At 41.0% G+C, this 2,772-nt stretch carries 3 protein-coding genes, 1 tRNA gene and 1 riboswitch; all 4 genes read right to left on the bottom strand.

What is annotated here, in order from left to right; all coding sequences use genetic code 11:
* Positions 1–92 precede the first annotated feature (92 nt).
* A tRNA-Val gene (locus tag AC29Z1_RS16020) sits at positions 93–169 on the bottom strand.
* Between the two features lie 61 nt (positions 170–230).
* Entirely contained in the window at positions 231–1,364 is a 1,134-nt protein-coding gene (locus AC29Z1_RS16025) for an acyl-CoA dehydrogenase family protein (RefSeq protein WP_488272456.1), read from the bottom strand.
* A 106-nt stretch (positions 1,365–1,470) separates the two neighbouring features.
* A complete protein-coding gene (locus AC29Z1_RS16030) occupies positions 1,471–1,923 on the bottom strand; it encodes a DMT family transporter (RefSeq protein ID WP_488272457.1) in 453 nt (150 codons plus the stop codon).
* Positions 1,924–2,034: 111 nt separating this feature from the next.
* A complete protein-coding gene (locus AC29Z1_RS16035) occupies positions 2,035–2,631 on the bottom strand; it encodes a peptidoglycan-binding protein (RefSeq protein ID WP_488272458.1) in 597 nt (198 codons plus the stop codon).
* Positions 2,632–2,636: 5 nt separating this feature from the next.
* Positions 2,637–2,772: riboswitch (cyclic di-AMP (ydaO/yuaA leader) on the bottom strand. This riboswitch is flagged as partial in the annotation.

Here is a 2,772-nt window from a genome sequence, read left to right on the forward strand (position 1 = left end):
CTGCTCCACTACACTTTATGCTTTACCCCAACATTTGACAAAGAACCAATAAAAGACTCACAGAATGTCTGTGAGCCTAATTTTTCTATATATGGTGGGACTAACTGGACTCGAACCAGTGACCCCTACGATGTCAACGTAGTACTCTAACCAACTGAGCTATAGTCCCTTAACTCAGCTAAATTATATTACGGTTGACAATAAAAGTCAAGTAAACTTTATAAAATAAATTAGTACAGAATATTATTAGCGATGACCAGACGTTGAATTTGGTTAGTACCTTCATAAATTTGCATAATTTTAGCATCGCGCATATATTTTTCCGCAGGATACTCTTTAGAATAACCATAGCCGCCCAATATTTGAACAACATCTACAGTAACCTTCATCGCAGTATCAGCGGCAAAGCATTTCGCCATAGCAGATTCTTTGGTATGATCCATTCCTTGGTCTTTCATCCAGCAGGCTTTGTATACCAGCAGTCTGGCAGCTTCAATTTGCATTGCCATATCAGCAAGCATGGCTTGCACAAGCTGGAAGGAGGCAATTGGCTTATCAAATTGTACCCGTTCTTTTGCATATTTAACAGCTAATTCAAAGGCAGCCTGCGCTAATCCAACTGATACTGCACCAACAAACGGCCGGGCAGCATCGAGAGTTTTCATGGCAATTTTAAAACCTTCCCCTTCACGGCCAATTCGATGAGTGGCTGGAATACGGACATTATCCAAAATCAGTTCACAGGTGTTAGAGGCTCTAATACCCATCTTTTCTTCTTTTTTGCCCACACTAAAACCTGGAGTATTGCGATCAACGATAAAAGCAGTCAGTCCACGAATACCGGCTGTTTTACGAGCATTAGCAAAAATTACATAAATATCAGCAATACCTCCGTTGGTGATAAAACATTTTGTTCCATTGAGAATGTAATGATCGCCATCTTTAACGGCTGTAGTAGCAACAGCTCCTGCGTCAGAACCAGCACCTGGCTCAGTCAGGGCAAAAGCAGCTAATTTTCCGTTGTTCAAAACACTAAACATCTTTTGTTTTTGTTCATCAGTACCCATTAATACAACCGGATATGAAGCTAAAGCATTGGCTGCTGTTGTAGTCGCAATACCAGCACAGCCTTTCCCCAGTTCCTCATAGATAAGCGCAATAGAAAGCGCATCCAGACCTGGTCCATCATACTCTTCAGGAACAGTTAAATTAAGTAACCCTGCTTCATTAAGCTTTTTCCATAGATCATCAGGAACGACACCGTCTTTATCCATTTCTAAAGCGTGCGGAGTAATTTCTTTAGCCACAAAATCTTTTACCATTTTTTGCAGGTCTAGTTGGTCGGGAGTAAAGTTAAAATCCATGCTTTGCCTCCTTATTGTTCGTATAATACAAAAAATACTAAAGATAAGTATACCGCATAAACTTTTTTTTGTTAACACCTTAATTACAAAAAAAAAGAAAAACATATTATTTTAACAGTAATTTGGCGCCAACTGCAAGCAAAACTAAGCCAATTCCTTGTTGAGGGCTAAAAGCCATCCGCTCAAAGCCAAAACCGCCAAAATGATCAATCAGGACAGCTGTCAATACCTGCCCAACAATAATAGCAGTAGTAGCGTTGGCTACACCGGCATTAGGGATGCTGGCTGCTACTAAATAGATGATAGCTACGCCAATAATACCTCCCAACCAGGAATACCAAGGAACCTCTTGCCATGCAGACCAATTGCCTTGACCCATTTTTAACAGAAATAATAATATCATGACTAAAATGGTTCCAGTAAGTTGAACAATAAAGGTGGCTTCCAAAAGACCAATAGCCTTACTTAACGAACCATTCATCGAACCCTGCACAGCCATTAATACCCCAGAAATTAAAGCTAATACCAATGGCAGCATTTCGCTTGAAATAAAATTCAATTAACACGCCTCCATATTGCATAATTCTAAATGTAGTATAGTACTTGAAAGTTATTTATATTCTGAAACTCAGTGAATAATAAAAAAAGAGGCTTTGTCTATTAAGCCTCTTTAGTCTAGTATGTATACTGTTACTTTCTGAATACCAAAGGCTAAAGCCTCGCGGCGGCTATCATAAGCCAAATCAATACGGTTGCCCTTAATCGCACTGCCAATATCATCAGCTATGGCATATCCGTACCCTTTGATATACAGTCTGGTTCCCAAAGGTATAACCGCTGGATCAACAGCAACCAATCCTCTGCGCAAATAATTTCCCCGGTATGTATAGCTGCCGTTGCCAGGATCTTGTGCAGAATACGCAGATGCTTTCATAACCAGCGAGCGGCTATAGCGGCTGGGTTCGCTCAGTGCCCGATTCAGATAAGCGAAAGTCTCTTTGTCAACAACACCTGTTACTTTTAGGTCAGAACTACGTTGAAACTCTTTTACGGCTTTAGCGGTAATTGGGCCGAAAATACCGTCAATAGCACCAGCATAAAAACCACCATTGGCCAGAAGCTTCTGCACAACTCGCACTTCATCACCGCGTGCACCAATAGTAAGCGGTGTTTTTTCCGACTGCTCCGAGGCTAATCCCTGCGTAGGACTTATTACCCCAAAGAGTACAATCAATACAAAAGCAAGTACCCAAAAAGTCCTTTTCAAAAAATCACCTCTCTTATCGTATGCCTCCGAGGTTAGCTGTCGGGTTAGGACCAAAGAAAGGAAGAGAATTCCCCTCCGCAATACACTGATTAACCCCTGTATTTTTATTGGTTCCCCCGTACCATAAAAGGATTCGGCATT

The sequence above is a fragment of the Sporomusa sp. genome, from assembly GCF_057736855.1.